This window comes from Pseudoalteromonas sp. SG43-6 (assembly GCF_014164365.1).
Taxonomy (GTDB): Bacteria; Pseudomonadota; Gammaproteobacteria; order Enterobacterales; family Alteromonadaceae; genus Pseudoalteromonas; species Pseudoalteromonas rhizosphaerae.
Genome location: NZ_JACJEZ010000033.1, coordinates 12,693 through 39,513 on the forward strand (window position 1 = coordinate 12,693; position 26,821 = coordinate 39,513).

At 40.1% G+C, this 26,821-nt stretch carries 20 protein-coding genes; 4 read left to right on the forward strand and 16 right to left on the reverse strand.

All coding sequences use genetic code 11. The annotated features are described in order from the left end of the window. Window positions 1–2: 2 nt before the first annotated feature. The 5 genes from H5201_RS14500 to H5201_RS14520 form a co-directional block, all read right to left on the reverse strand. Window positions 3–605: a TerD family protein gene (locus H5201_RS14500; RefSeq protein WP_182718751.1), complete on the reverse strand. Its 603-nt coding sequence runs from the start codon at window positions 603–605 to the stop codon at window positions 3–5. 83 nt (window positions 606–688) lie between these two features. Further along, window positions 689–1,264: a TerD family protein gene (locus tag H5201_RS14505; RefSeq protein ID WP_182718750.1), complete on the reverse strand. Its 576-nt coding sequence runs from the start codon at window positions 1,262–1,264 to the stop codon at window positions 689–691. A 288-nt stretch (window positions 1,265–1,552) separates the two neighbouring features. Continuing rightward, complete coding sequence (locus H5201_RS14510) at window positions 1,553–2,659, reverse strand: TerD family protein (RefSeq protein WP_182718749.1); 1,107 nt, start codon at window positions 2,657–2,659, stop codon at window positions 1,553–1,555. Between the two features lie 372 nt (window positions 2,660–3,031). Further along, on the reverse strand, window positions 3,032–3,301 hold the full coding sequence (locus tag H5201_RS14515) for a hypothetical protein (RefSeq protein WP_182784962.1): 270 nt from the start codon (window positions 3,299–3,301) through the stop codon (window positions 3,032–3,034). Window positions 3,302–3,411: 110 nt separating this feature from the next. Next, a complete protein-coding gene (locus H5201_RS14520; RefSeq protein WP_182784963.1) occupies window positions 3,412–3,879 on the reverse strand; it encodes a DoxX family protein in 468 nt (155 codons plus the stop codon). 155 nt (window positions 3,880–4,034) lie between these two features. Here H5201_RS14520 and H5201_RS14525 point away from each other — a divergent pair, with 155 nt between their 5' ends. Further along, window positions 4,035–4,946 carry a LysR family transcriptional regulator gene (locus H5201_RS14525; RefSeq protein ID WP_182784965.1) on the forward strand — a complete coding sequence of 304 codons (912 nt, stop codon included), beginning with the start codon at window positions 4,035–4,037 and terminating at the stop codon, window positions 4,944–4,946. A 58-nt stretch (window positions 4,947–5,004) separates the two neighbouring features. On the opposite strand, the gene H5201_RS14530 is transcribed toward H5201_RS14525, so the two are convergent. Together H5201_RS14530 and H5201_RS14535 are read right to left on the reverse strand one after the other, a co-directional pair. Then, entirely contained in the window at window positions 5,005–5,856 is an 852-nt protein-coding gene (locus H5201_RS14530) for a universal stress protein (protein WP_182784967.1), read from the reverse strand. A 10-nt stretch (window positions 5,857–5,866) separates the two neighbouring features. After that, complete coding sequence (locus H5201_RS14535) at window positions 5,867–7,354, reverse strand: SulP family inorganic anion transporter (RefSeq protein ID WP_182739759.1); 1,488 nt, start codon at window positions 7,352–7,354, stop codon at window positions 5,867–5,869. 542 nt (window positions 7,355–7,896) lie between these two features. Here H5201_RS14535 and H5201_RS14540 point away from each other — a divergent pair. After that, window positions 7,897–8,736, forward strand: coding sequence for an ABC transporter substrate-binding protein (locus H5201_RS14540; RefSeq protein WP_259398518.1), 840 nt, complete (start codon window positions 7,897–7,899; stop codon window positions 8,734–8,736). A gap of 43 nt (window positions 8,737–8,779) precedes the next feature. Here the strand turns inward: H5201_RS14540 and H5201_RS14545 are convergent, their stop codons facing one another. The 8 genes from H5201_RS14545 to H5201_RS14580 form a co-directional block, all read right to left on the reverse strand. After that, a complete protein-coding gene (locus H5201_RS14545; RefSeq protein ID WP_182784969.1) occupies window positions 8,780–10,660 on the reverse strand; it encodes a hypothetical protein in 1,881 nt (626 codons plus the stop codon). Between the two features lie 9 nt (window positions 10,661–10,669). Next, window positions 10,670–11,761: a hypothetical protein gene (locus tag H5201_RS14550; protein ID WP_182739757.1), complete on the reverse strand. Its 1,092-nt coding sequence runs from the start codon at window positions 11,759–11,761 to the stop codon at window positions 10,670–10,672. A 62-nt stretch (window positions 11,762–11,823) separates the two neighbouring features. Next, window positions 11,824–14,892 (reverse strand): hypothetical protein, encoded by a 3,069-nt coding sequence (locus tag H5201_RS14555; protein ID WP_182718742.1) that lies wholly within the window; start codon window positions 14,890–14,892, stop codon window positions 11,824–11,826. Window positions 14,893–15,324: 432 nt separating this feature from the next. Beyond that, window positions 15,325–16,500 (reverse strand): 2-methylaconitate cis-trans isomerase PrpF, encoded by a 1,176-nt coding sequence (gene prpF, locus H5201_RS14560; protein WP_182718741.1) that lies wholly within the window; start codon window positions 16,498–16,500, stop codon window positions 15,325–15,327. A gap of 11 nt (window positions 16,501–16,511) precedes the next feature. Further along, entirely contained in the window at window positions 16,512–19,118 is a 2,607-nt protein-coding gene (acnD, locus tag H5201_RS14565) for a Fe/S-dependent 2-methylisocitrate dehydratase AcnD (protein WP_182784971.1), read from the reverse strand. A 146-nt stretch (window positions 19,119–19,264) separates the two neighbouring features. Continuing rightward, the gene (gene prpC / locus H5201_RS14570; protein ID WP_145233600.1) at window positions 19,265–20,389 is read right to left on the reverse strand and encodes a 2-methylcitrate synthase; all 1,125 of its coding nucleotides are present in this window, start codon (window positions 20,387–20,389) and stop codon (window positions 19,265–19,267) included. Window positions 20,390–20,414: 25 nt separating this feature from the next. Continuing rightward, window positions 20,415–21,293 (reverse strand): methylisocitrate lyase, encoded by an 879-nt coding sequence (gene prpB, locus H5201_RS14575; RefSeq protein ID WP_145233598.1) that lies wholly within the window; start codon window positions 21,291–21,293, stop codon window positions 20,415–20,417. Between the two features lie 71 nt (window positions 21,294–21,364). Beyond that, entirely contained in the window at window positions 21,365–22,069 is a 705-nt protein-coding gene (locus H5201_RS14580; protein WP_145233596.1) for a GntR family transcriptional regulator, read from the reverse strand. 265 nt (window positions 22,070–22,334) lie between these two features. On the opposite strand from H5201_RS14580, the gene rsmF reads away from it, so the two are divergent. Beyond that, on the forward strand, window positions 22,335–23,771 hold the full coding sequence (gene rsmF / locus H5201_RS14585) for a 16S rRNA (cytosine(1407)-C(5))-methyltransferase RsmF (RefSeq protein ID WP_182718766.1): 1,437 nt from the start codon (window positions 22,335–22,337) through the stop codon (window positions 23,769–23,771). Between the two features lie 374 nt (window positions 23,772–24,145). Continuing rightward, complete coding sequence (locus H5201_RS14590; RefSeq protein ID WP_182784973.1) at window positions 24,146–24,970, forward strand: polysaccharide deacetylase family protein; 825 nt, start codon at window positions 24,146–24,148, stop codon at window positions 24,968–24,970. On the opposite strand, the gene H5201_RS14595 is transcribed toward H5201_RS14590, so the two are convergent. Further along, on the reverse strand, window positions 24,967–26,820 hold the full coding sequence (locus tag H5201_RS14595) for a metallophosphatase (protein ID WP_182760811.1): 1,854 nt from the start codon (window positions 26,818–26,820) through the stop codon (window positions 24,967–24,969). The two genes, H5201_RS14590 and H5201_RS14595, sit on opposite strands and share 4 nt — an antisense overlap. Between the last annotated feature and the right edge of the window lies 1 nt (window position 26,821).

The window sequence follows — 26,821 nt, forward strand, 5'->3', positions numbered from 1 at the left end:
CTTTACAGGTAACTACTTTCAGCTGTTTTTATCGTTTGCTCAAGTTTTTTATCGCTTGTTGTTTCACCAATTGCAGAAAATTTCCAGTTGCCATTATGCTTATACAACTTACCTAAAATCATAGAAACAGAACCCGCAAATTTAGGGTCGTTCGCAATATCGTATACTGCGTGAATTGAATCTACGCGACCAGGTGTACCTTCGTATAAACGAATTGATGCAAAAGGAATTGTTTTAAAATCATCGCCACTGAACGAGTTAAGTACAAATACAATTTGTTCTGCAGCAGCTGGTAATTGGCTCAAGTTAACGTTAATAACTTCGTTATCTAGTCCATCATCACCATCAGTATCACCGGTTAAGTCGTCACCCGAATGCTGAATACCCGTTGAAGCTAGTTTTCCAAAGTATACAATGTCTAATAATTTTTTATTAGCATCAAAAACTGCACAACTTGCGTCTAAATCTACTGCAACCATTTTCTTACCAAAGAAGCCTTTTTTCTCTATAGCTCCCCAGTTAACGCCTACACAGATGTTTGTTAAAGTAGAACCATTAGATTTTTCAAGGCTGATTTTCTGACCTTTTTGTAATGAAATTGCCATTTTAAATCCTTTATATTAAAAAAAATCAGCTGAAACTATAATTAATTTCAACTGATTTATTAGTTAACTAATGTGGTGTGGTATTAAACCGATACGCCGTATTGGCGAGCTAAAGGTGCAAGACCACCTTCAAAACCTTGACCAATCGCTTTAAATTTCCACTCGCTATTATGGCGGTATAACTCACCAAAGATCAATGCTGTTTCAATTGAGTAATCTTCAGACAGGTCATAACGTGCAACTTCTTCATTTGATGAAGAGTTAACAATACGGATAAATGCGTTTGATACTTGACCAAAGTTTTGTTTTCTTGACTCAGCATCATGAATAGTTACAGCAACTACAATTTTGGTAATATCTGCAGGGATATCTTTAAGACTAACTTTGACTGATTCATCGTCACCCTCGCCTTCACCTGTTAAGTTATCACCAGTATGCTCTACTGATTTACACTCAGAAACTAGGTTATTGAAAAAGATAAAACCGTTATCTGCTTTTACCTTGCCTTCTGCATTAAGCATAAATACTGATGCATCTAAGTCAAAATCAGCGCCGTCTGTAGCACGAGAATCCCAACCTAGACCTAATAGACAATTTGTCATCCCTGGAGCAACTTTCTCTAGAGAAACATTACCACCTTTTTGTAAAGATACTGCCATTTTAAAACTCCTTTATAATTTATGTAAACGAATAAAAATAAAACACTTACGATACAGATTTAATGTATCTACTTAAAAAAATAATACCATAATGAACTATCTAAACAAGAGCAAGGTAATAAGACTTTTTAGTCTAATGTTTATTGCCTTTATAGCGCGAAATGCAAAGAGAAAATTCATAATAAAGAATTCAGAATCTGATATGTTTTTAAATCTTTCACTGTTAAGAGTGTAATACAGCAAGCTCTATCAACCTGTAGACCTTAGATCTTCTCAATTTATAGTTCGCTATTTACTTCCTGCACTCCATTTAAAGCCCCATCCATATGCTTTATCGCAATCAGCATGACCTTTGAAAAAACGATTAAGCCTTCCTACTGCAACTATATTATTTTCAACTGTTAGCTCTGCGATAGCACAAAAACCTGTATTACTTGACGTTTCATTTAGTTGGGTTTCAATCGGGGGCATGTCTGGCACATGTAACGTTACTACAGCATTTGCTTTGTCCCAATTTGGACTGCCTGAATAAATGAATGAAAAAATAATAATACGCTTTACGTTATTAATACTATTTCCATCTATATGTATCCACTCACCGTTTGAGCTTTCACCTGTTCTGTCATCAGCTAATAACTTAATGTAAGGACTAAATTCAAAACGATTTCCTAAAGCTTGAATTATGCTCTTGTCACCGTTTTTTAGCTCTATATATGCACCAAGATCGAGATCGATTCCTGAACTGAAAAAACCGCTTTTGCCCTTTTCCCAGTTTAAATTAACTTTTATAAGACCTAATGAGCCAGCCTTTTTGGCTAAATCAACTTTAGGAGAACTTTTAGTTAAATTAATTTTACTCAAATTAACTTTTGGTGCCGGTGTAGTTACAGGTGCTATCTTAGATGATAAAGATTCAACTACGGGTTCATCCTCTATATCAACGCCATAATGCTCGGCTAGAGGTTTTAAACCGCCGTTAAACCCTTGAGCTACTAGTCTTACCTTCCAGCTATTATTTCTATTGTAAATTTCTAATAGAATTAAGGCTGACTCAGTCCTGCTAGCTGTATTTATTTCACATGTAAAATCTTCACATCCGAGTGTGAAGTTGGGAATTTCAGAAAAGTTCTTTTTATCAAGTGTTGCTACAACTGATAATTTTTCTATGTTCGGAGGAACACGATCTAAATTTACAGTTATCACAGAAGGTTGTATATGAATTGTTCCACAGACGCTTTTAGGGTTACCATAAAAAATCATATCTTCGTCTGAAGTTACTTTCCCTTCACCGTTTAAGCAAAAAACAGAAACATCTGTGCTAGTAGGTAAAGAGTGCTTTATATTTATAATTGATTGGGAAAGATTAGTATTTCCACCCATAATCAATGATGCCATTATAATTCCTTTTAACTTCCGCTGACATGATAATAATAACTTTAATATAGCACAGGCTCAATAGTCAATTATTATATTAGACATGTTTATATAAATTGTTATTTATCAAATGAGAGTCCGCATTTACGTTATTGGGGTCAAAGCGAGGTCTATTGCAGCTTTGTTGCTTGGAGTTAATTAACTAATCTTTTATTTTTGGCTTTGCGACTTTATTTTGACATTGTTGAAAATTGCGGATGCTCAAATACTTATTGATAGTGAGCTAATTCAGCTGTGAAAAATACTTCCTATCTAATATTCATAGGTTGGATCTTAAGAAAACTTGAAGTTGAACTCTATTAATCATCAAATAGTTACGCGAATTAAAACCCCTTATCTCCGAAAAACACCCAGTTGCACTTGCAAAAATCTCTGAATTTCAAGTGCGCTACCGATTGCTAAGTGCTGTGCAGGTGCTGCATTGGCAGTAATAGTCGCTACTGACTCTTCCCAATGAGCGCTAATTAATAAAATGGCACTTGGTTTTTTTAGCGTGCTTGCAAGTGATTTTAAATAAGCAACCAATTGTGTATGGTTTGGTTCATTTAACAGTGGCATTGGGCCGCCACCATGAGAGATAAATGCAATGTCTACATTATTCATAGTTACTCCAAACAAGCTCACTTAACATGAGCAAGTAAACCTTGATAGTTAAACTAACGCAAAGCTAAGACGCGGATTTATCCGTAATCCACGTCATTTCATAATAGTGATTAAACATGCTTGGACTGTAACTGCCTAGACGTTAATTTATTCGCTATAAAGTTATCAATACTAAAACGACCACCACCTTTTAATGTTAGCGCAATCAGTACTACAAACAGTGTCAGTGCATATTCGTAGCCGTTATTTGCCATAAACAAGCCATTGTCTATATGTACTGAAAAAATAGCCACTAGCATGATAAATGCTGAAATAAGTGCAGCAGGACGCGTCAATAACCCAAGTAATAATGCTAACCCGCCAAAAAATTCAGCACTGCCTGCGAGTAATGCCATTAAATAACCTGGAGTAATACCGATACTCGCCATCCATTGACCTGTTCCTTCCAGACCATAACCACCAAACCAAGCAAACAATTTTTGTGATCCATGTGCAGCTAAAATCAAACCAATTGGCGCGCGAAGTAGTAAAGCGGCAAGTCCTGCATCTGATTTTAGTATCGTGTTTATTAGTTTCATTATTTGTTCCTCTTTAGCAAAGTATTTATTTACGTTTTAATTAGACCCTGTTGGGATAAGTACACTTTACTATCAATGTCATGGCGGAGTAAGATGACAAATAAAGAATGATTAACAACAAAATGTTGTTAATCAATTTAAATATGAGAAAAATTATGGATAGAATTGATGCAATGCGGGCCTTTGTATCTGTGGTGATCGAAGGTAGTTTTAGCAATGCAGCAACAACCTTACAACTTTCACCACAATTGGTTAGTAAGTACGTTTCTAAACTAGAAGAACGCCTTGCTGTACGGTTACTTAATCGCACTACCCGTAAAGTGAGCCTCACTGAAGCTGGCACTCATTATTTTCAGCATGCGCAACAGATATTGTTAAGCATTGATGAAATGGATTCACAATTAGGGGGCTTACAGCAGCACCCAACCGGAACTCTGAGAATAAGTGCTCCGGTGTCGTTCGCGTTAAAACACATGGGTAAATTAGTGACTGAGTTCCAATCACATTACCCTTTTGTTAATGTTGATTTGCAACTGAACGACCGCAAAGTTGACATTGTTGATGAAGGTTATGATGTAGCACTGCGTATTGGTCGACTCAAAAGTTCGTCTTTGATTGCCAAGCAGGTCGCGCCCATTAGATTAATTTTATGTGCCTCACCTGACTACCTTGAAAAACATGGTACTCCTGAAAAACCTGAAGATCTAAAAAACCACCGATACTTGCATTATAGCTATACAGAAATGGATACTAAAGACGAAATATATCAGTGGTTACGGGTAAAAAACACGCAACGTAGTAGCGAGTTTCAAAGTAATAATGGGGATGTATTAGTTGATTGTGCTATCGCCGGTGCAGGGATAGCATTACAGCCTACATTTATCGCCAGTGAAGCCATTAATAGTGGCAAGTTGATCGAAGTTTTACCTCAATTTGCAACGGGAACTGTTGGTTTATATGTTGTTTATGCCCACCGAAAATTACTACCACATAAAATCAGGTGTTTTATTGATTTTATTAACGGATACTATGGTACGCCGCCATATTGGGACAAAGCAATCGTTTAATCAGTAAAGCCAAACCGCAGTGTAAGCATAATTAAACTGCGTTTTGACTCACCTAAAATTAACGCAAAATCACCAGCGGCAGTTGGGTGTTTTCTATCATTTTTAGGGTATTACTGCCCAAAAAAGCATGTGCTATTTTTGAATGCGAAAAGGCCCCCATCACCAGCATTTCTATTTCATTTTTAGCTTTATATGCCATTAAAGAACTAAAAATATTACCTTCTAAAATGCTTGATTTGACTTCAAAACCACTTTCAACAAGCAGCGCTTCGGTGCGTTTAAATTTTTCCAACAAATCATGTTTGCCATTTTCTACAGTCACTAAATGACACGTTAAATGATGCAACAAGCCACCAGCAATAATCTGTTTAACCATTTTATCTGCTGTTTCTCGTCCATCATAAGCAAGCATAAAGTTGTTCGGCTCACTAAAGTGACGATTGGCAATTAAAATAGGTGTATGAACATGGCGAATAACCTGCTCAATATGCGACCCAATAGCTTTAAAATTCTGTTCGTGAGTTTTACCGCTTCGGCCAATAACAATCAGTCGCGCTGCATCTTCAAGGTCGCAAATTGCCTCAACAATACCGCTATGGCGCTGCTTACTTTCAATTGACTTACACCCTTGTTGGCTAGCAAATACACTCGCGTGCTCTAACATTTCTTTGCCTATTTGCAATGCTAATTTACTGCGTTGCTCATCCAGTGTCGCCATCTCTGATAATAATGATGTAGTTGCACCAAAACCAATTATGCCACTTAAGTCGTCAATCATCGCAGCGTTTTGTTTTTCTATGGCATGCAAAAATAGCATCGATTTATTAAGTTTCTTGGCCGCCCAAATCCCCGCCTTACACACATCATCTGTGTAAATTGAGCCATCTATACAAGTAATAATTTTATTCATTGTGCTCTCCTTAATGGCCTGCCATGAGTTTTTCAACTTCTTCAGGGTCATTGTGAACGCCAAATTTGTCAACAATCGTTGCTGTCGCGTCGCTCATACCAATAATCTCGACCTCTGCACCTTCGCGTCTAAATTTAATCACAACTTTATCAAGCGACGACACTGCCGTAATATCCCAAAAATGCGAATGGGTTAAGTCAATCACTACTTTAGCAACGACCTCTTTAAAGTCAAACGACTCAATAAACTGCTCTGAGGATGCAAAAAACACCTGTCCAACAACCTGATATACTCGTTCATTAGCCGATGATTGCGCTGGCTTTACAACCATAAAACGACCAATTTTATTGGCGAAGAATAGTGTCGCCAATAGCACACCGACCAATACTCCCATGGCCAAGTTATGCGTTGCGACAACAACAACGACCGTGGCAACCATTACGATGCTACTTGATAATGGGTTTTTCTTTAAATCTCGCAGTGAACTCCAAGAAAAGGTGCCAATCGACACCATTATCATCACGGCAACCAATGCCGCCATTGGGATTTGCTTTAGCCATTCATCTAAAAACACCACCATAAGCAGCAGAAAAGTACCCGCGGTAAAACTTGATAAGCGGCCACGGCCCCCTGATTTTACATTAATGATCGACTGGCCAATCATCGCACAGCCGGCCATTCCTCCCATTAAACCTGAACCTATGTTCGCGATCCCTTGACCTTTACATTCACGATTTTTATCACTAGCGGTATCGGTTAAGTCGTCAACAATTGTCGCTGTCATCATCGACTCCAATAAACCAACGACAGCAAGGCCAAATGAATAAGGAAGAATTATTAGCAGTGTGTCGAGGTTGAAAGGCACATCAGGCCATAAAAATATTGGTAAGGTATCTGGTAACTGGCCCATATCGCCAACAGTTCGAATCTCAAGTCCTACCAACATTGCAACCAAAGTTAAAACCACGATACACACTAGTGGTGATGGAATTGTTCTGCCTATCACCGGTAAGTAAGGGAATAAATAAATGATCCCAAGACCCGCAGCCGTCATCGCATAGACATGCCATGTTACATTCGTCAGCTCCGGCAGCTGTGCCATAAAGATAAGAATTGCCAACGCATTTACAAAGCCTGTAACCACGGAGCGAGACACAAAGCGCATTAAACTCCCCAGTTTTAAATAGCCTGCAATAATTTGTATCACACCGGTGAGTAATGTCGCCGCCAAAAGGTATTCTAAACCATGCTCTTTAACTAAGGTAACCATCAGTAAAGCCATAGCGCCAGTAGCAGCAGAAATCATCCCTGGTCGTCCACCCACTATCGAAATAACCACGGCAATACAAAATGAAGCATACAAACCGACTTTAGGATCCACGCCCGCTATAATAGAAAAAGCAATCGCTTCTGGTATTAGCGCAAGCGCCACCACAGTACCTGCTAATAAGTCCCCTCGGATGTTAAAAAGCCAATCTCGTTTTATTTTTTCTAACATAAAAAACCTTGTCATGTAGTTAACATTAACGCGCATACAGCAGTCAATAAAACACCGACAATGCTTTACTAAACGATGACAACCGCATTTTCATTAATGTTTTTTTATTTATTAAAACGGCACATAAATGCCTACCAATGTTTGGTATATAGGTATCACGCAGCGGTGATTTAGGGGAGGAATAACTTAGGGCGGCGTTAAACGCAAAACATTGTTCCTTATGTAGAATGAATAAATTATCGTCTTTATTCTTGCATCTAACGTATTTTTAAGCAAGCCAAGTAACTTTTGTGTAGGCGCTGATAGCTGCTGTTACTCCTTACCTTGCCAATAAAAACACATAAAAAACATGCCATCATTTACCCGTTCCTTTTCAAACGGCTGCAACGATAAACATTGCCAATGCATTTTAGTTATCGTCTTTTTAAGTTGTTAAATGCATATATGCGACTAAGCTTTAGTAATAATTACGAAAACTTATCAAATAAATGAAAAAGTACTTAGTCTTTTTATTGTTATTTTGCGGGTTCACACAGGCAACTATGACCCCTGTTAGTTACCAAGTGGGTAAGCAAACAATCATTGCGCCAGCAGTACGATATGAATATGGTTATGCCTATAACATTGGTGGCAAAAGGCTTTTAAAACTAGTCACGTTAAATTGGGCTCCTTATATCGATGAATCATTGTGCAACAATGGCTGGCTGTTTCAATTAACCGTTAAACTGTTGCTGCAAAAAGGCTATGGTGTGCATATTGAATTTTTTCCATGGGCGAGAGCGGTTAGAGCAGCCGAGTTAGGAAAAGCGGATATTTTATTTCCCGAGTATTTTATTGATGATGCCATTATGTCAGATAATAGGCCGAGTAAAACACGCAATGATTTACTGGCTTTATCCTCAGCAGTTCCTGGTGGTAATTTGTCACTGATCGCACTCAGAGGTAATAACTCAAACTATAACGGCAGTTTAGAGTCAATAAAAGATCAAATTATTGGTGTGGTCCGATCATATAAAAACACCCCTGAACTCGATGAGCTGATTGATTCAAAAAAAATTAATACCATTATTGCCAATAATGAGTATCAGCTAATTCATTTACTAATGAGCCTGAGAGTCAACCTGATTGTAGCCGATTATGATGTGTTAATTGCCAGTATTGAAAAATCTGTCGCTTCAGCAAAAGAAAAGCAACAAATGAAAAACGCTCTGGTTCCATTATCCCCTGCTCTCGCTTACAAACCATTGTATTACATGGTAAGTAAAGCAAATCCACAGTGGCAGGAAATTTTAGCCGATCTCAATAACGAGATAAGTAAAATGAAAGAGCAAAGAACACTTTTAGCCTATATCGAAAAAAATAAGCAACAGTGTAGCCGATAATAGTAAAGCGCTTAAATATTAGCAAATAAGCGCCTTTATACTACTAAAACAACGACTCAAATGTCCCATCAGGAAATAATATACCAGGCACCCCTCTTACCGCTGTTACATCTGCGATTTGTGTATCGCCAAAATATAATCCACCACTGTAGTTGCGACCTTTTTGCTTAACATCTAACCAGCGACCTTGAGCACCGTGGATCACAGCATTAATATTATTGCCTACTGTACGTAAGTTAATTTCAAGTGCTCTATTCTTTAGCCGTAAGGCAATCTCTGCATTGGTAATATCAGCTAAACGATTCAAACGACCAACATAAGCAAACTGAAAATCCGGTGCGCCATTTAATGGCGTTATCAATTGCACAGCAAATGCAAGATTCTGTGTAGCTTCATTTATAAATGGCGTTGCTTCGATTGCTTGTAAGTTAAACTGTGTCGTTTGATTTTCACTAACAAGCTGACCTTTAAAGTCAAAACCAGATACCACTGTCACAAGCTCTTCAAAAGGAGTAACGAAGCGATCGGCGTTTAGCTTTATGTCACCTGTTAACACACCGCTATTGGCGTTTTCTAATGATACCTTTGTCTCTATATTCAGCTGCCCGGTTGTTTCACTTTGATCATTTGAAAATGGATCGTCAGTACCATCAAACGACAGCACTAAATCACTCACATCGGCGTTTAGTTGAGTATCTTGGCCTATCACTTTAGCACTCATAATACCGGAGACTTTATTACCCAACAGTCCACTTACTTGCCATTGTGGAATATTCAAATCTAGTTGTACGTCATGATCATCATACTGGCCACTAATAGCCCAAGAATAAGGGGATTGTTGGTAGTTTATTGTCAGTCCCTGTAAATTATAAACTCCTGCGTCGGTATTATTTAATGGCGAAAAATTATAGAGCACGTCATAAAGCACATTCCCTAAAACGATAATAGCTTGTTGCGAGTCTTCGCCTAATATTGTTTCAAATTCAGTCAGCTTTTGTTTGAGCTCATCACTGTACGTTTGCTCTTGTAAGCGTGCCACACCTATTATATTACGCACATCTTCGAGTAACTCACGAGAGTGTAATTGCTCTTCATCTCGTTCTTGTGGCGAAATATTGCTAGCACTCCCAATCATAATGAGCTGTTGTTTGACCTCTCCAACGACGGATTGCAATAATTGATTACCATCTTCATTAAGTAAATTCTCTGACACATAGCGATCTGCAAAAGTACGATAAAGTGGCAAACTTGCTAACTGGGCCTGTTGTTCTACCACCGTATTATTGGCTGTATTTAAGCTCGCCTCGATATCCGCAGCTCTTTTTAAGATCACACCAAAAGTCAGTGCATTAGTAAGTACCTCAGCTTCAAGGTTGTCATTTAGTTGGCTGTGAGTAAGGTGATAAAAAGGTGTCGCACTCAAGCTCTGCGTGGTTATGCTTATGTCTAAGTTATTGTCGCTAATCACTGAGCTGATCGGTGATAAATAGACCTTATTTTCGCCCGGAGCTGCAAAAAAATCAGCACGATAACTTAATGTCATATCCATCACTTCTTGATAATCAATACGACGATTGGCATTCCCATCATTCGGATTATTTCTCACTGTGCGACCACAACCTGCAAAACTTGGACATGTTAACGTCGTTGCATTTGAGGTAAATTCAACATGATGAAAATTTAAAGTTGTGGCTGATAAAGTAACATCGTTAATATCTGCAACGTCAATATTTTCTATAGAGCCCGTGTTATCATTTATGATCGTTAATGTACCCGCAGTGGATTGCCAAGGAGCAATATAAAAGCTTACCGTAGAAGACGTTTCCAGCATGGCCGGTAAAGTGTCTGCTGTGCCATTATCTGATGAGCCACCACAACCAACTAATGACATAAGTAAACTAACTGATATAAGTTTTTTAAACATCACAAGTCCTTAAAACGCTAACTTCAGGTACCAATTTACATTGGCATAATACGCTTTATCAATATCGAGATTATCAGTCTGTATATTGAAACCAAAATAATCGTTCTCGATACCAAGCAAAAATGCTTCACTTTTTATTTCATAACCACCAATTACTGCCCAATGATCCCAAAAGTGCATGCGTGCTTTTAATTGAGAAAACGTATCTTGATCAAATTGTTTAACCATCAGCTCAGTAGAAAACAAATCGTTAATGCGATAATCTGCATAAACTTTGATACGCACCGGCATATCAAATTTATGCGTGACTTCGTTGCCATACTCAGACGTTGCTAAGCGTACTGTTGGCTCAGTGACAATATCCCCATCATCGTTTTCAGTAAACGGGACCTCTGTTGTATAACCATTTGCAAAACCGCTTTTTTCATACTCAGTTTCATACAGTAAGTCTTGTGCAAGTAGCCCAACGCTTAAATCATGGTTTATTTTCCAATTAACCGCTAAATCAACGCTGTACCCTAAGCCGGATGGGTTCTCATCTGGAGTAAATCGCTTAAATAAAATATCTTTCGAAAAATAAGAGTCGACTGTTAATGCGCCTTGGATCTCATCACTATAGACTGTGCCTTCGACTTTCAGATCTTGAAAATGCGTACTAGCAAAAACCGTTAATTTAGGCGTTATTGTTAATGCGTCAGAGTCTAAAAATTTGAAATCATATGAAACAAACAACCCATTGGTGGTTGATTGCTTACCGTCTAGGTAATAAACATAATTTCTATCTTCAAAAGGCAGGTCATTTTTTTCAGTATGCAAATAACGCGCGGTATCCGCATCAAAGCTTAAAACATAATCAAAGCGGCTTTGATAACCGACTTTAAAATTTCCATAGCCAACACCAAACTCAAAAACATTATAAGTAAAGGCGCTATCACCGGATGTTAATGGAGCATCAAAATCATCTATAAATGCTTTAACTGGTTGGGTCTCTGTGTACACTTCTGAATCGAATGTGGTAAAGACTTGAAACTGCTCTGCAGCGTAACTAATAGGGGTAATTAAAAAAGCGGAAAATCCTAACGTGAGAATTTTTTTTTTCATACTTATTTCACTTGTTATTATTTTAGCTAAGAGGGAGAGTACTCTCCCTCTTAAAGTTACTTTTACTTAGACGAATCTAAGAAAGTAATATCTGTGTAATCGATGACTTCGCCATCATAATATTTAACAGATATACCATTTGTTATTTCTGTAACCTGTCCGAATTCCGTAATCATATTATTGAAATTGGCATTAACAGACCCAGAGAAATCTTCACCATCTCGAGCGCCAATGAACAACTCGTAACCAAACCCATTATGTAATTGAATTTCTAATCCGTAAAGGTCTTCTTGATAGTTACCATCAATAGAAATAGTTGCGGTAAAGTTAAGGCCTGAAGTTAATCCTGAAGCCGTAATTGCAGCTATACTAGAAGAGTCGGTTCCTGCTAATGAAAGTGTACCCACAAAACCAGAATCACCATCAATTATTTCGACTCTGCTCCAACCATTTACAGCCAATACAGTTCCATCAATAGCCGTATCTGAGTTAACTTCTTCCTCAAAGTCAATTGCTAAACATGAGTCAGATTGCTCTGTTGAGATTACGCCATAGTAAGCATCAACACAATCTTCTAAAGCATCACTCATGTTAGCTAGTGTTTCGATTTTAATAACCGCACCATCTTCGCTTTTTATCATACCACCAAAAGCAAAAATAAGCGCTTTGTTGTTGATGGAGCCATTCACAGTAACCTTTTCGCCTGTTACTGTATTCATAAGATCCAGCTCTAAATCATCTTTATCAAAACTGTAAGTCCAAGCTGGATAGCGAGTTGAAACCACATCAACTCCTTCATCCCCATAATCCCATGCTTCAGTCAATACGTCGTAGATTACTTCTGAAATATCAAATAAAGCTTGGCCACCAGTTTTAGTTATAAGCGTAGCACTACGCGCTTGTTCTGTTCCTGCTTTTACCTTAACTAACAGCTCAAACTTAGCAATTGTGGATTTAGCATTTGTTTCAAGAGTTGTAGCTGTTGTAAGAGCAGTAGCGGCTTTATCTGCAAGTTCAGTTGCAAACGCAGTACTTAATTTTGCAGCTGCTGATAATTCAGCGGCCATTGTTTTATCAATTTCTTCGGAAGCAATCGCCGCTAACGATGCAGCAGCAGTTTCAGCTTGGCCAGCAGCACTGGCAAGTTCATTTGCTTTAGTACTAAGAGCCATAGCCTGGATAATTGCAGATTGTGCTGATGCAAGAGCAGCTACAGCATTTTCTTTTGTATCAAGCATTGCTGCATCAACAGCCATCATAGCCGTCGATAAATCGGCTTGAGCAACCATTGCAGCTGAATCAGCTGAACCTAGTGAGGCATTGGCAACACTAGCATTATTTTTGGCAACATCTAGTGCTAATTCAAATGCTGCTACAGCCTCATTAGAACGTGCTTCTTCTTCTGCAATACCTTTAATTAACGTAACAACGGCAGAAAGTTGTGCTGTTATGGCATTGACTAACACATCTGATTTATCTGTTAGTTGCTGATATTCATCCCCTAAACCTGCGGCAGTGCTGGCAATTGAAGTGGCTGAATTAAGCGCAGCAGAAAGCTCTACTTGCAACTGGCTATACGCTACTTTATTACCCGATAAAGTGAATACTGCTGAACTATAAGCGAGTACTTTATCCGTTGTATCTAAACCTGCATCCCCCAATTCTTTAACTGTATTGAGTTCAGTCACGCCCTTAGAAACGGAAGTTGTAGCAGTTGCTAATGCGCTAGTGATAGTTGTTATTTGTGATTCTAATTCTGCAGCTACTTTAGCTACAAAGTCATCACCAGCATCACAGTTATCTTCACAGCCAATCTTCTCTAATGCTTTTTTTACTTCTTTTGCGGTTTCATTTAAATCTTTATCTAAGCCTTTTTCTTTTGCTTTTGCTTGCACATCTTCAACAGCTTTAGTGGCTTTATCTTTGAGTTTTGCAATCTCATCAGGATCGGTAATACCTAAGTTTTCAGCAACTTTAGTAAATGCTTCATCAATGCCTTCACCTGTTACTACTGCGGCAAAAATAAGGCTAGTATTCTCAACGGCTTTTTGTAGTTCAGCTGCAATCTTTTGGACAATTTCATTGTCACTGTTGCTTACTTTGCCTTCTTTAACCGCGGCAGACAAACTTGCAATCAGGTCTTTTAATGAGCCATTGGCACCCGCCCCAGCAACAGACTGCAATGAAACGGCAGTTTGAACTAATGCCAAAGTACCTGCATCCAGTGAATCACCTTCGCCAATATCACTGAAGTCAACCGCACCACCAAGAGAAATATCACCAAGTAAAGAAGCTGCTTTAATTGCGGTATCAGGGCCTAATATTTGAATTAATGTTTTTAAACTTGCCGCTGCAACTGCTTCATCGGAGACTGTTGAACCATCTTTAGCGCCATCTAACAATATTTTTGCTGCAATACTTGTATAAAGAGTCACATTAGCAAAGTACTGCTGTGCACCACTCCCATCACCTTCCGCAAAATTAATACCACGAGCACTTGCAGGCGCTACTGGCGCTTTAATAAACTTAACAACCTGTAGTTCAAGATCGTCTTTGTACCATTCGCCAAAATCAATCGCAGTATCACCATTATTTATCATCCCAGCGTCTTCAGATGCTGCTGGGGCTTCATCATAGCTGCCACAACCAGTAAATGAATCACATTTAACCATACTGTCATCATCTTCTTTCGACGTACTCACCGTAATATAAAGTGCTCCCGTAAAGCCGTCTTCAAGGTAAATATTATAGGCACCCGTGATTGATGTCATTGTCTCAGTTGGATTAGCTGCCGCAACCATTGCCTGTGCTTTGGCATCAGCATCAGCTTGAGAAGTCGTCGATTCTGCAGTATAGCTTGCATCAGACGCAGCCTCTAAACGATACGCAACGGGAACAGGTTCACCCGAGTCATCGACTGTAGATACTGTCACTACAGCATTTTTTAACGAACCTTTTACCGCTTTCCCAGATACTTGGGTATTAAAATTAGTGCTGACTTCGCCTTTATATACTGTAACTGGGTCAGGCTTGTTATAGTTATTATCATTATCTGAACCACAACCAGTTAGGCCGAGAGTCAATGCAACCGAGGCTGCAATTGGGGTAAATTTAATTATTCTTTTCGCCATGAAAATCTCCTAGAGTGCTTGTTAGCAAATAGCATTACTGAAATCGTAGCCTATATTAATATCAACAGTCATTTAAGTTAAAATTATGTATCAAACCGTATCAAGTTAACGCAATAAGCTACTTTGTTATTACATGTTATCAACTTACCACCAATATATGACAATTTATGGAAAAATGTAATTTTAATTACACCTGTAAATAATCAACTGACAGGCTCAAAGAATTTATATATCCAGTAAGAAAATAAAAAATAAAAACATTTAAAAACAAGTTCTTAATTATTTTTCATTTGTTTTTTAATTGATTGGGGAACAGATAAGAGATGAAATGTTAACCGAAAGATATAAAATAATGCAAATCCATTTACATTCATTCACATAAATAAGAGAGGAAAAGTAACTTAGCAGTCACTTTTCGTTTTCTTACATTAATTAATTCGCCTCAGGTACTCGGACAACGCCTTCCATTAGCACACGAGCACTGCGACTCATACTGGCCTTGGTTACCTGCCACTTACCGTTTTGAAGTATCGCTTGCGCGCCTACAGTTAATGTACCTGACGGATGGCCAAAATTAACTTCGCTCAACTGACCGCCACCAGCTGCAAGATTAACGAGCGATCCTGCTATCGCAGCTGCGGTGCCGATTGCAACAGCGGCAGTCCCCATCATGGCATGATGAAGTTTCCCCATCGACATGGCACGTACCAGTAGGTTGATATTATCACTGTGAATTTCTTTACCGCTTGAAGCTAGATATTTCATTGGTTTATTAATAAATGCCACTTTTGGTGTATGTTGACGCGCTGCCGCCTCACTAATATGAGCGATCAAGCCCATTTTTACTGCTCCATGCGCTCTAATAGACTCAAGCTTAGCTAATGCTTGTTCGTCATTATTTATATCATCTTGAAGTTCAGTGCCGGTATAGCCGATATCTGCTGCATTAACAAAAATAGTAGGGATACCCGCGTTGATCATAGTGGCTCTAAGTACACCAAACTCAGGGACTGCTAGTTCATCAACCACATTGCCTGTTGGAAATAGCGCACCATCGCCATCCGCTGGATCAATGAACTCTAATTTCACCTCAGCGGCGGGAAATGTCACTCCGTCGAGTTCAAAGTCACCCGTTTCTTGTACTTCACCATTGGTCATTGGCACATGCACTAAAATGCTTTTTTTAATATTAGCTTGCCAAACTCGCACTATAGCCACACCGTTTTCTGGAATACGGCTAGCATCAACAAGACCATTACTAATTGCAAATGCGCCAACTGCAGAAGTTAAATTGCCGCAGTTTCCGCTCCAATCAACAAACGCTTTATCAATAGCAACTTGGCCAAATAAGTAATCAACATCGTGATCAGCTTGCTCACTTTTACTTAAAATAACGGTTTTACTGGTACTAGAAGTAGCCCCCCCCATACCATCGGTTTGTTTGCCATATGGATCTGGGCTACCAATCACTCGCAGCAATAAATTATCTCGCACAGAACCTGCCACTTGTGCAGCCTCTGGTAAATCGCTGAGATTAAAGAATACCCCTTTACTAGTGCCACCGCGCATGTAGGTGGCAGGTACTTTAATTTGTGGTTTAAATGTCATAGCTGTTTTCCTTATACACTTTGCGTGGCTTCTAAAAAGTCTTGAGCAAAGCGTTGTAATACGCCACCTGCAGCATAAATGGATAGTTCTTCTTGAGTATCAATACGGCACTTTGTTGGCACATTTAATACTTCACCATCAGTGCGGGTAATCGTTAAATTAACGCTCGCACCTGGTGTTAATTCACCAGTTACATCGTAACTTTCACTACCATCTAGCTTAAGCGTTTTACGGGTGGTGCCCGCTTTAAATTCCAGCGGTAATACACCCATACCAATTAAGTTAGTACGGTGTATACGCTCAAAACCTTCTGCAGCAATAACTTCAACGCCTGCTAAACGCACGCCTTTGGCTGCCCAATCACGAGAAGAACCTTGTCCATAGTCAGCTCCTGCAACAATAATTAATGGTTGTTTGCGCTGCATATAGGTTTCGATTGCTTCCCACATCCGAGTAACTGTGCCCTCAGGCTCAATACGGGCATATGAGCCTTGTTTCACTTCGCCATTTTCAATCACCATTTCATTAAGTAATTTAGGATTAGCAAAAGTTGCACGTTGTGCAGTTAAATGGTCGCCGCGGTGCGTTGCATAAGAATTAAAGTCTTCTTCTGGCACACCCATATGCGTTAAGTACTCACCTGCTGCACTACTGGCCATAATTGCATTTGACGGTGATAAATGATCAGTTGTGATGTTATCGCCAAGTACCGCTAATGCGCGCATGCCTTGCATGGTACGCTCACCAGCGAGTGCGCCTTCCCAATATGGCGGGCGGCGAATATAAGTACTTTGTGGGCGCCAATCGTAAAGTGGGTCGTTATCTTCACCGTAATCAACGGTTAAATTAAACATCGGCTCGTAAACCTTCTTATACTGCTCAGGTTTTACGCTTTGTTTAATCACTGCGTCAATCTCTTCATCTGATGGCCAAATATCTTTTAAGGTTACGTCATTGCCCTGCTGATCTTGTCCGAGTACGTCTTTTTCAATATCAAAACGAATAGTTCCTGCAATGGCATAGGCAACTACTAATGGCGGAGACGCTAAAAATGCTTGCTTAGCGTATGGGTGAATACGGCCATCAAAATTACGATTACCAGAGAGCACAGCCGTGGCGTATAGGTCGCGATCAATCACTTCTTGTTGAATAACGGGATCAAGCGCGCCACTCATACCGTTGCACGTAGTGCACGCAAAGCCAACAATACCAAAACCAAGTTGCTCTAATTCTGACAGTAATTTGGCATCTTCAAGATACGATTGCACTGTTTTTGAACCCGGTGCTAATGAGGTTTTAACCCATGGCTTGCGAGTTAAGCCCTTCGCATTTGCATTACGCGCAATAAGACCAGCTGCAATGACGTTACGTGGATTACTGGTATTCGTACAACTAGTGATAGCAGCAATAATACAGGCACCGTCCGGCATTAAACCATCTTCATTTTCAACAACCCCAGAGATCCCCTGCACTGCCAAATCACTGGTTGAAACACGGCGATGCGGATTTGACGGTCCAGCAATATTGCGGCCAACGCTTGATAGATCAAATTTTAATACCCGATCGTACTGCGCTGTTTTTAGGCTGTCGCTCCACAGACCGGTAGTTTTTGCGTAATTTTCAACTAAGGCAATTTGCTCTTCTTCACGTCCTGTTAGGCGTAAGTAATCAATGGTCATCTGGTCGATATAAAACATCGCTGCGGTGGCACCAAATTCTGGTGTCATATTTGAGATAGTAGCGCGATCGCCTAATGTCAATGCATCTGCGCCTTCACCATAAAACTCTAAATAGCTTGATACGACACGCTGGCCACGTAAAAACTCAGTGATCGCAAGCACGATATCCGTTGCTGTAATACCCGGTTGACGTTTGCCACTGAGTTCAACACCAATAATATCGGGCAAACGCATATAAGAGGCGCGGCCAAGCATCACGCTTTCGGCTTCAAGGCCGCCAACACCTACTGCAATGACACCTAACGCATCAACATGCGGTGTGTGGCTATCAGTACCGACTAAGGTATCAGGAAAAGCAATCCCATCGCGGCTTTGGATCACCGGCGACATTTTCTCAAGGTTGATTTGATGCATAATGCCGTTACCCGGAGGGATCACATCAATATTTTTAAACGCAGTTTTAGTCCAATTAATAAAGTGGAAACGGTCATCGTTACGTCTATCTTCAATAGCGCGGTTTTTTTCAAAAGCATCAGGATCAAACCCTGCGTATTCAACGGCTAATGAGTGATCAACAATCAGCTGTGTTGGTACTACTGGGTTAACTTTAGCTGGATCGCCGCCTTTGGCTGCAATGGCATCACGCAAGCCAGCTAAATCAACCAGCGCTGTTTGTCCCAAAATATCGTGACAGACTACGCGCGCGGGATACCAAGGGAAATCTAAATCTTGTTTGCGTTCGATAAGCTGCGACAGTGCTGCGGTTAGCATTTGCGGCTCACAGCGGCGTACTAAATTCTCTGCTAAAACACGTGATGTATAGGGTAAGGCTGCGTACGCACCAGCCTTAATTTCATCAATTGCAGCTTGGGTGTCAAAATAATCGACATTAGAGTTAGGTAAGGGTTTTCTGTATTTAGTATTGTTTATGATAGTCATTACAAGACTCGCTAATTTGGTGACGGTGGTCGCACACGTATAGCGTGTTTAAGGGATGTATGAAAAAAGAGGCCTTAAAAACTATGCGCTAGTGGCAATGTGCAAAAAATAAAAGGTGAGCGTATTTTCGCCCACCTTTAATAGTCTTAACGTGATTCGATTGGCGTATAACTACGCGCTTCTGGCCCAGTGTAATCTGCACTTGGACGAATAATACGGTTATTAGCGCGTTGCTCTTTTACGTGTGCGGTCCAGCCTGTTACACGGCTCATAACAAAAATAGGGGTGAATAACTTAGTTGGAATGCCCATAAAGTGATACGCCGATGCATGGAAAAAGTCTGCGTTACAAAATAACTTCTTCTCACGCCACATAATTTCTTCGCAGCGCACTGATACTGGATAAAGTACCTCGTCACCTAGCTCTGCAGCGAGTTTTTCAGACCACTTTTTAATGATCACATTACGTGGATCTGATTCGCGATAGATTGCGTGACCAAAGCCCATAATTTTATCTTTACGCTCCAGCATGCCCATGATTTCTTGCTCTGCATGGTCTGCATCTTTAAAGCCTTCAATCATATCCATTGCCGCTTCATTCGCGCCGCCATGTAATGGGCCACGTAACGTACCAATGGCACCTGTTACACAAGAGTGAATGTCAGATAATGTCGATGCACAAACGCGACCAGTAAAGGTTGAGGCATTAAATTCATGCTCTGCATATAAAATCAGCGATACATTCATCACTTGAGCAAATAACTCTGATGGCGCTTTATCATGTAGTAGCGTTAAAAAATGCGCGCCAACTGAGTCATCATCAGTTTGTGTTTCAATACGCACACCGTCGTGAGTAAAACGATACCAGTAACAAATAATGCTTGGGAATACCGCAACCATACGGTCAATGGCATCATTAGCCTGACTAAAATCATGCTCCATTTCAAGGTTACCTAGCATAGAGCAACCTGTACGCATAACATCCATTGGGTGCGCGTCTTTTGGAATGTTTTCAAGTACAGTTTTCAGTGCCGGTGGTAAACCACGTAAACTTTTTAGTTTAGCTTTGTATTCGCTAAGCTCTGCAGAGGTCGGTAATTCACCGCGCGAAAGCAGGAAAGATACTTCTTCAAACTGCGCTTTTTCAGCAAGCTCTGCAATGTCGTAACCACAATACGTTAAGCCTGAACCGGTTTGCCCTACTGTACAAAGTGCTGTTTGGCCTGCTACTTGTCCGCGAAGTCCTGCGCCGCCTAATGCTTTATCTACCATGATGTGTCTCCTGTTGAATTTATTATTATTTATCAGATTTTGCTGAAAAAAGGTTATCGAGTGTATTTTCATACGAGTGATAATCTAAAAAGTCATAAAGCTCAGCACGTGTTTGCATATTTTCAATTTGGCTCTGTTGAGACCCTTCATTTAAAATTGCTGAATAGACGTTAAGTGCCGCTTTATTCATTGCTCTGAACGCGCTGAGTGGGTAAAGCACCATTTCTACGCCTACATCACTTAGTTGCTCTTTAGTATAAATTGGCGTTTGGCCAAACTCAGTAATGTTGGCCAAAATAGGCACATTAATCGCTTTGGTAAAGGCTTGATAGTCGGCAAGATCGTGTACGGCTTCTGCAAAAATCGCATCGGCGCCGGCTTCAACACAGGCTGCTGCACGTTCAATCGCGGCATTTAAGCCTTCTTTTTGAAACGCATCAGTACGCGCCATAATGTAAAAGTCACTGTCAGTTTTAGCATCAACAGCTGCTTTAATACGGTCAACCATCTCGCTTTGCGAGACAATTTCTTTGTTCGGGCGATGGCCGCACCGCTTTTGCGCTACTTGGTCTTCAATATGAAACCCCGCCGCGCCAGCTTTGGTCATCTCTTTGACTGTGCGAGCAATATTAAATGCTCCACCCCAACCAGTATCGGCATCAACAAGTAATGGTAAATCGCTGGCACCTGTGATGCGGCGAATATCTTCCAAAACATTATCAAGACTGGTCATCCCCAAATCAGGCATACCAAATGAAGCATTCGCGACACCTGCACCTGAAAGGTAAATTGCTTGATGACCCATTTTTTCAGCCATCATCGCCGTGTAAGCGTTGATTGTGCCGACGACTTGTAATGGATGATTATTGGCAATCGCCTGTTTAAATTTTAATCCTGCTGACATTACATTCTCCTAACTTTGAACGGGGTTGCTTTATGACAACTTATATTTTTTAATGGTTTAATATGACGTTTTTACTGCTCCGCGCGCTCATTTTGCGCGGCATGTAAATTAAACTTCGTTTGTATATTGGCTTGCGATGCACTGATATGGCGCTTCATCAATAACTCAGCTAATTCCCCATCATGGTTTTCAATCGCATTAATAATGGCTAAGTGCTCATCAAACGCTTTTGATACGCGAGGCCCAACCATACCCATTTGCACACGATACATACGAATTAACTGATAAAGTCCGTTACTCAATAAGTGAATAAGGTGGTCGTTTTTACTGCCTTTAATAATGCGATAATGAAAATCCAGATCGCCGGCTTCTTGATAGTAAGACTCACCCTCTTTTACACGTTGTGTTTTCAGATGCTGATTAAGTAATTGCTTTAAACTTTGTACTTCATCCGGTGCCATATTGTCGGCAGCTAAACGACACGCTAAACCTTCAAGCGCACTGCGAACTTGATATACTTCTATTAAACGTTCAGCTGTAAGTGCCACAACACGACAACCCACATTCGCTTTACGCTCAACTAAATAACAACTTTCAAGGCGGTTAAGCGCTTCACGAAGCGTTGCACGGCTTACACCATAACGCTTTGCCAGTTCTGGCTCGGATATCTTGCTACCTTGAACAATACTGCCTTCGACAATTTCTCGACGCATATCCACAAATACCTGATCTGAGGCGGTAGTAATAGGTGTTTCACTAAAAGCATCTTGCGTCATTGTTCACCTTTCTAAGATTGTCGACAATTTACGGATACACTATGGTCTTTAGCTGTAAATGTGTCAACCCTAAATCAGTAAAAACTGCGTTTTAAAACGGCTATTGTCGACATAAGCATAATAAATAATGTTTAAAAATACTTAAAACACACATTTATGCACTAAGTGTCGACAGGTTTGCATACTTTAAAAGATTATTTAAGGCACTGCTCTGAGCCACTAATAATGCTAGAATACAACTTTAAAATTCTCTGTGAGCACGACCTTGGACGCCAATACCTATATTCCCCAGCATTTTATAGATGACGTAAAGACCTATTTACCTGCACACCTAACATTGGATGACTTTCTCAATGCCTGTCGCAGACCGCTTCGTAAATCTGTACGTGTCAATACGCTTAAAATGTCGGTTGAGGATTTTCAGCAGTATGCCCTTGATAGAGGCTGGACATTAAGCCCAATCCCATGGTGTAGCGAAGGTTTTTGGTTAGAGCGCAGTGAACATGAAGAGCAAGCTCTGGCACTGGGTAACACGGATCTACATTTAAGTGGCGCTATGTATGTACAAGAAGCCAGTTCGATGCTGCCACCAATAGCACTCAAAGACGCATTAACTGATGCAACTCATGTGCTCGACATGGCATCCGCTCCTGGCTCTAAAACTTCACAATTAGCAGCATTAATGAATAATCACGGGGTATTGGTTGCCAATGAATTGTCGTCATCTCGTTTAAAAGTACTCAGCGCAACATTAAAGCGTATGGGAGTTGGCAATTGTGCATTGTCGCATTTTGATGGGGCTATTTTTGGCGATTATATGTATGAATGCTTTGACAGTATTTTACTCGATGCCCCATGCTCTGGCGAAGGTACGGTTCGAAAAGATGCTGATGCCTTAAAGAATTGGTCGATTGAGTCAAACATTGATATTGCCAAAGTGCAAAAAAACTTAATAAAAAGCGCTTTCTATGCATTAAAACCAGGCGGTACATTAGTCTATTCAACCTGTACTTTAACCCCGCTCGAAAATCAGCAAGTGTGCGAATATCTTCTCACTGAGTTTACAGAACATCTTGAAATACAACCATTAGATCATTTGTTTGCAGGTGCAGAGCGAGCCACAACCAGCGAAGGCTATTTGCATGTCTGGCCGCAAACATTCGACAGCGAAGGCTTTTTTATTGCTAAGTTTAAAAAGCTTGCTAGCTGCGATAATCCAAATCAAAAAGTAAAAAAAGGTGCATTCCCTTTTCAGCCGTTTGACAAAAAATCCAGCCAAGCATTTTACACTGAGCTAAAAAAACAATTTGACCTGACATCACTCAGCGGCTCACTAATGCAGCGCGATAAAGAACTGTGGCTATTCCCTGAGCAGTTTGCCGCCATTGAAAACAAAATAAAATACGCGCGACTTGGTATCCACCTGGGCATGATCCACAAAAATGGGGTGCGTCTTAACCACGAATTTGCCACCGTATTTGGTGGCCAATGTAAGGCTAATGTAATTGCGCTAAGTAACGAGCAGGCCAATGACTACTTTCAAGGTAAAGATATTCGTTTAAGCGAACCTAGCAACGCACTTGGCGAAGTGGTTTTAACCCTTTGTGGCTGTCCGATAGGGCTTGGAAAATGGCAAAAAAATAAAATTAAAAACTCCTTACCTCGAGATTTAGTACAAAACACTCAACTGATCAGCTGGTGATAATAATAAGGTGTGGATAAGTTGGCAACAATCAATGTATAAAATTTAAGCTTTGCGCTTCGTTTTAAGACAAACAGTTGTTTTATAAGCAGTATAAAAAATCATCATTTATTGGGTTTTTTTACATATGTTAACTACACTTAATATTACTTTCTACTTCTCCCTTAATGAACTTAGAAGGTGTTTTTAAAGTTAGCGCAGGCTCATTAGAGCCATCCCCTAAGCCCAGAACAATGCGGATTCGTTCTGGGCGTTTTTTTTCTATGAATAAGCTATCGTCTTGAAATTTATTCAGTCTCAGTCACATAGGTAATCATTGCTTTATTACACATAACTTGTTTCTATATATAGACTAAGAAAGTGTAAGGACTACCATGTTAAAAATATCTTCATTGATCATGACTATTTCAGTACTGTCATTCTCTGTTATTGCCAATCCTGAGTCGCAAAAATACCTTGGTTTTAATTACCCGCATAAAGCGCAAAATGCTGTGAGTATCACGTTTGATGATGCTCGTCACAGCCAAGTCGATGTTGGCGCTGCGATTTTGAACAGGCACCAAGTCAAAGCAACTTTTTATGTTTCCCCTTTTAACGTTAAGCAGCGCCTAATTCAGTGGCAAGACGCGGTAAAATCGGGCCATGAAATTGCAAATCATACCAGCAGCCACGTATGTACAGGGAATTTTGAATGGTTAAGAGCACAAGACTTATCACTTGAACACACTACACTCAAGTGGCTTGAAAATGATATTTTATCAGCGCAGCAATACCTAAAAGATCATTTAGGAGTGACCCCTCGCGCCTTTGCTTATCCGTGCGGCAATACATTTGTTGGCCGGGGCATTGATACTAAGAGCTACGTGCCTTTAATCGCTAAACATTTTGACAGCGGCCGAACTTGGTTAGATGAGTCAGCTAATAATCCTAATTTTACTGATTTTGCACAGCTAACAGGACTTAGGATCGACGGAATGAGTTTTGATGAAATCATTACTATGCTGGATCAATTACGGGAAAATAATGCTTGGTTGATTTTAGCGGGCCATGAAATTGGTAACAGAGATCAATATACCACTGACGCAAAAGTACTCGAGCAATTGCTTGTTTATCTGAAAGATCCTGCTAACGGTTATTGGTTAGATACAGTAAGTAACGTTAGCGACTATGTAAAACAACAGCGCAAACCATTAAATTAATCATTGCTTAAATCAAACTCTGTGGTGCGATTATCGGGATGGAGTAACTGATAACGCGCCAGCTTTCCTTGTTGTAATTCAATCAAACTAATCGCTGAATCACTCACCAAGTATTTTTGCCCCTCCCCGATGGTTTGATGTTTATCGACTTCCATCTGCCAACGCTTTGTAAAAAAGTTTAACGGGCTTTTCGGCGCGTATAAAATCGAGTCTAACTTATCCAGCACGTTAATTAATTTACGCGGAAACTCATTTTTAATACCACTGGCAGTAAGTTGCCAAATTCTATTGGGGTGCTTACCAAAGCGTTTCTGTACGGAAAAACAGAATGAGTAATGTACATCACCCGATAAAATAAGCGTTTCTTTAGGGGTATCGTCACGGCGAAAGGTATCCAGTAACTTTTTAGCTGAGCCTTCGTGGGCCATCCAGTTTTCAACATCAACTAATAATGGCTGTCCGCAAATATTAAACAATGACTGAATAGCTTCAATTGATTTAACGCCAAACACCGGTGCGGGTGAGACAATGATCACTTGTTCATGAGTCACTAAACTGTCTTCGAGCTCAGTGAGACGCTCCCAATCAAGTAGACCAGAGGGCTCATTAAAGTTTTGCTCATTACGCCAACGATGAGTGCGGGTATCCAGCACGACCACTTTAGGCACAGTATTCAGCTCATAATGCCAATGATTAAACTCGAGAATAGTTTTATCAAACGCTTTAAATTGCCATTGTTTTTGCTCAGAAAAACTCGTCTTAAACGCATCAAGTAAAGCGGCTGTTTTATGACCTGCATCATTGCCAAAGCCTTGCATCAGCCAATAACTGATCAAGCCATTATTAACAATACGGCGACTAACTGGATGTTGGTAAATAACCTGCTCCCAACCAGCCGTCAAGTTCCAATCATCGGTAACATCATGATCGTCAAACATCATTAACGTTGAAATATTTGCTAGTAGCACCTGAACGTGTACTAAGCCATTTTTAAAATCCGTTAAAGCTGCTTTTTCATTATCAAAAACTTGCTGGCATTTGGGTGTGCTTGCTTGATAGCTAATACTATCAAAGTCAATTAAATCCCACAGTAACGGGCTAAAATTGAGTAAATAAAGGGCTATAAACTCTTCAAAAAAGATCAAGTGATTTGCAGCTTTTAAGCTTGAAAAATGTGGCTCATCTTTTTTTAGCCAATAGCCAACCCCTATTTTATTGCGTTTTTGCCAAGGGACCGTCGGTAAATATAAGTGGCGCTGATACAGTTGTTCACTTAACTGTGCAGGTAAATCAATTGCCAGTGGTTGCTCTTGGTATATTCCTAATACGCTGATCAGTCGTTCAATTGCTAATAACATCGCACCAGCAACATCATCGGCATACACTTGATCACCAGAGAGCAGTAAAACATCCGCCCCGGTTTTATTTACACTGCGATTTTGCTGTTGAAAATCATTCGCAGCCACTAAGCTATCTTTTGCAGGATGATGTGGATTACGGCATGAGCCATGTAAAATCTGCTCAAGTTTTTGCGGGATCACAAATTCAGGGGTGGCTTTTCCTTGATAACAAAAATCACTTAAATCAACGTCTGAGTTGCTGTTTAATAGGCGGTAGCTGATCAGCTGATTAACAGGCAATGTTGCGGCAATCGGTTTTACGATCACAAAGTGCAAGTAAAGATGAGTACCTAAAGCAATGCTCTGTTGCTCACTAAAAACGTCTATATCATCAAATTCAATACTAAATTGTGATGCTACAGACGTTGCAAACTGTATGCAAACCTCTGCAGCATCAGCTCGGCGCACCATCGGCCCCATTATTAATAGAGGAAGTGATGCTGTGCTCATA

What these genes read in the sequence shown, in the direction of transcription:
- H5201_RS14500 (WP_182718751.1), bottom strand. Translation starts at nt 605, where the DNA reads ATGGCAATTTCATTACAAAAAGGTCAGAAAATCAGCCTTGAAAAATCT.
- H5201_RS14505 (WP_182718750.1), bottom strand. Translation starts at nt 1,264, where the DNA reads ATGGCAGTATCTTTACAAAAAGGTGGTAATGTTTCTCTAGAGAAAGTT.
- H5201_RS14510 (WP_182718749.1), bottom strand. Translation starts at nt 2,659, where the DNA reads ATGGCATCATTGATTATGGGTGGAAATACTAATCTTTCCCAATCAATT.
- H5201_RS14515 (WP_182784962.1), bottom strand. Translation starts at nt 3,301, where the DNA reads ATGAATAATGTAGACATTGCATTTATCTCTCATGGTGGCGGCCCAATG.
- H5201_RS14520 (WP_182784963.1), bottom strand. Translation starts at nt 3,879, where the DNA reads ATGAAACTAATAAACACGATACTAAAATCAGATGCAGGACTTGCCGCT.
- H5201_RS14525 (WP_182784965.1), top strand. Translation starts at nt 4,035, where the DNA reads ATGGATAGAATTGATGCAATGCGGGCCTTTGTATCTGTGGTGATCGAA.
- H5201_RS14530 (WP_182784967.1), bottom strand. Translation starts at nt 5,856, where the DNA reads ATGAATAAAATTATTACTTGTATAGATGGCTCAATTTACACAGATGAT.
- H5201_RS14535 (WP_182739759.1), bottom strand. Translation starts at nt 7,354, where the DNA reads ATGTTAGAAAAAATAAAACGAGATTGGCTTTTTAACATCCGAGGGGAC.
- H5201_RS14540 (WP_259398518.1), top strand. Translation starts at nt 7,897, where the DNA reads ATGACCCCTGTTAGTTACCAAGTGGGTAAGCAAACAATCATTGCGCCA.
- H5201_RS14545 (WP_182784969.1), bottom strand. Translation starts at nt 10,660, where the DNA reads ATGTTTAAAAAACTTATATCAGTTAGTTTACTTATGTCATTAGTTGGT.
- H5201_RS14550 (WP_182739757.1), bottom strand. Translation starts at nt 11,761, where the DNA reads ATGAAAAAAAAAATTCTCACGTTAGGATTTTCCGCTTTTTTAATTACC.
- H5201_RS14555 (WP_182718742.1), bottom strand. Translation starts at nt 14,892, where the DNA reads ATGGCGAAAAGAATAATTAAATTTACCCCAATTGCAGCCTCGGTTGCA.
- prpF (WP_182718741.1), bottom strand. Translation starts at nt 16,500, where the DNA reads ATGACATTTAAACCACAAATTAAAGTACCTGCCACCTACATGCGCGGT.
- acnD (WP_182784971.1), bottom strand. Translation starts at nt 19,118, where the DNA reads ATGACTATCATAAACAATACTAAATACAGAAAACCCTTACCTAACTCT.
- prpC (WP_145233600.1), bottom strand. Translation starts at nt 20,389, where the DNA reads ATGGTAGATAAAGCATTAGGCGGCGCAGGACTTCGCGGACAAGTAGCA.
- prpB (WP_145233598.1), bottom strand. Translation starts at nt 21,293, where the DNA reads ATGTCAGCAGGATTAAAATTTAAACAGGCGATTGCCAATAATCATCCA.
- H5201_RS14580 (WP_145233596.1), bottom strand. Translation starts at nt 22,069, where the DNA reads ATGACGCAAGATGCTTTTAGTGAAACACCTATTACTACCGCCTCAGAT.
- H5201_RS14590 (WP_182784973.1), top strand. Translation starts at nt 24,146, where the DNA reads ATGTTAAAAATATCTTCATTGATCATGACTATTTCAGTACTGTCATTC.
- H5201_RS14595 (WP_182760811.1), bottom strand. Translation starts at nt 26,820, where the DNA reads ATGAGCACAGCATCACTTCCTCTATTAATAATGGGGCCGATGGTGCGC.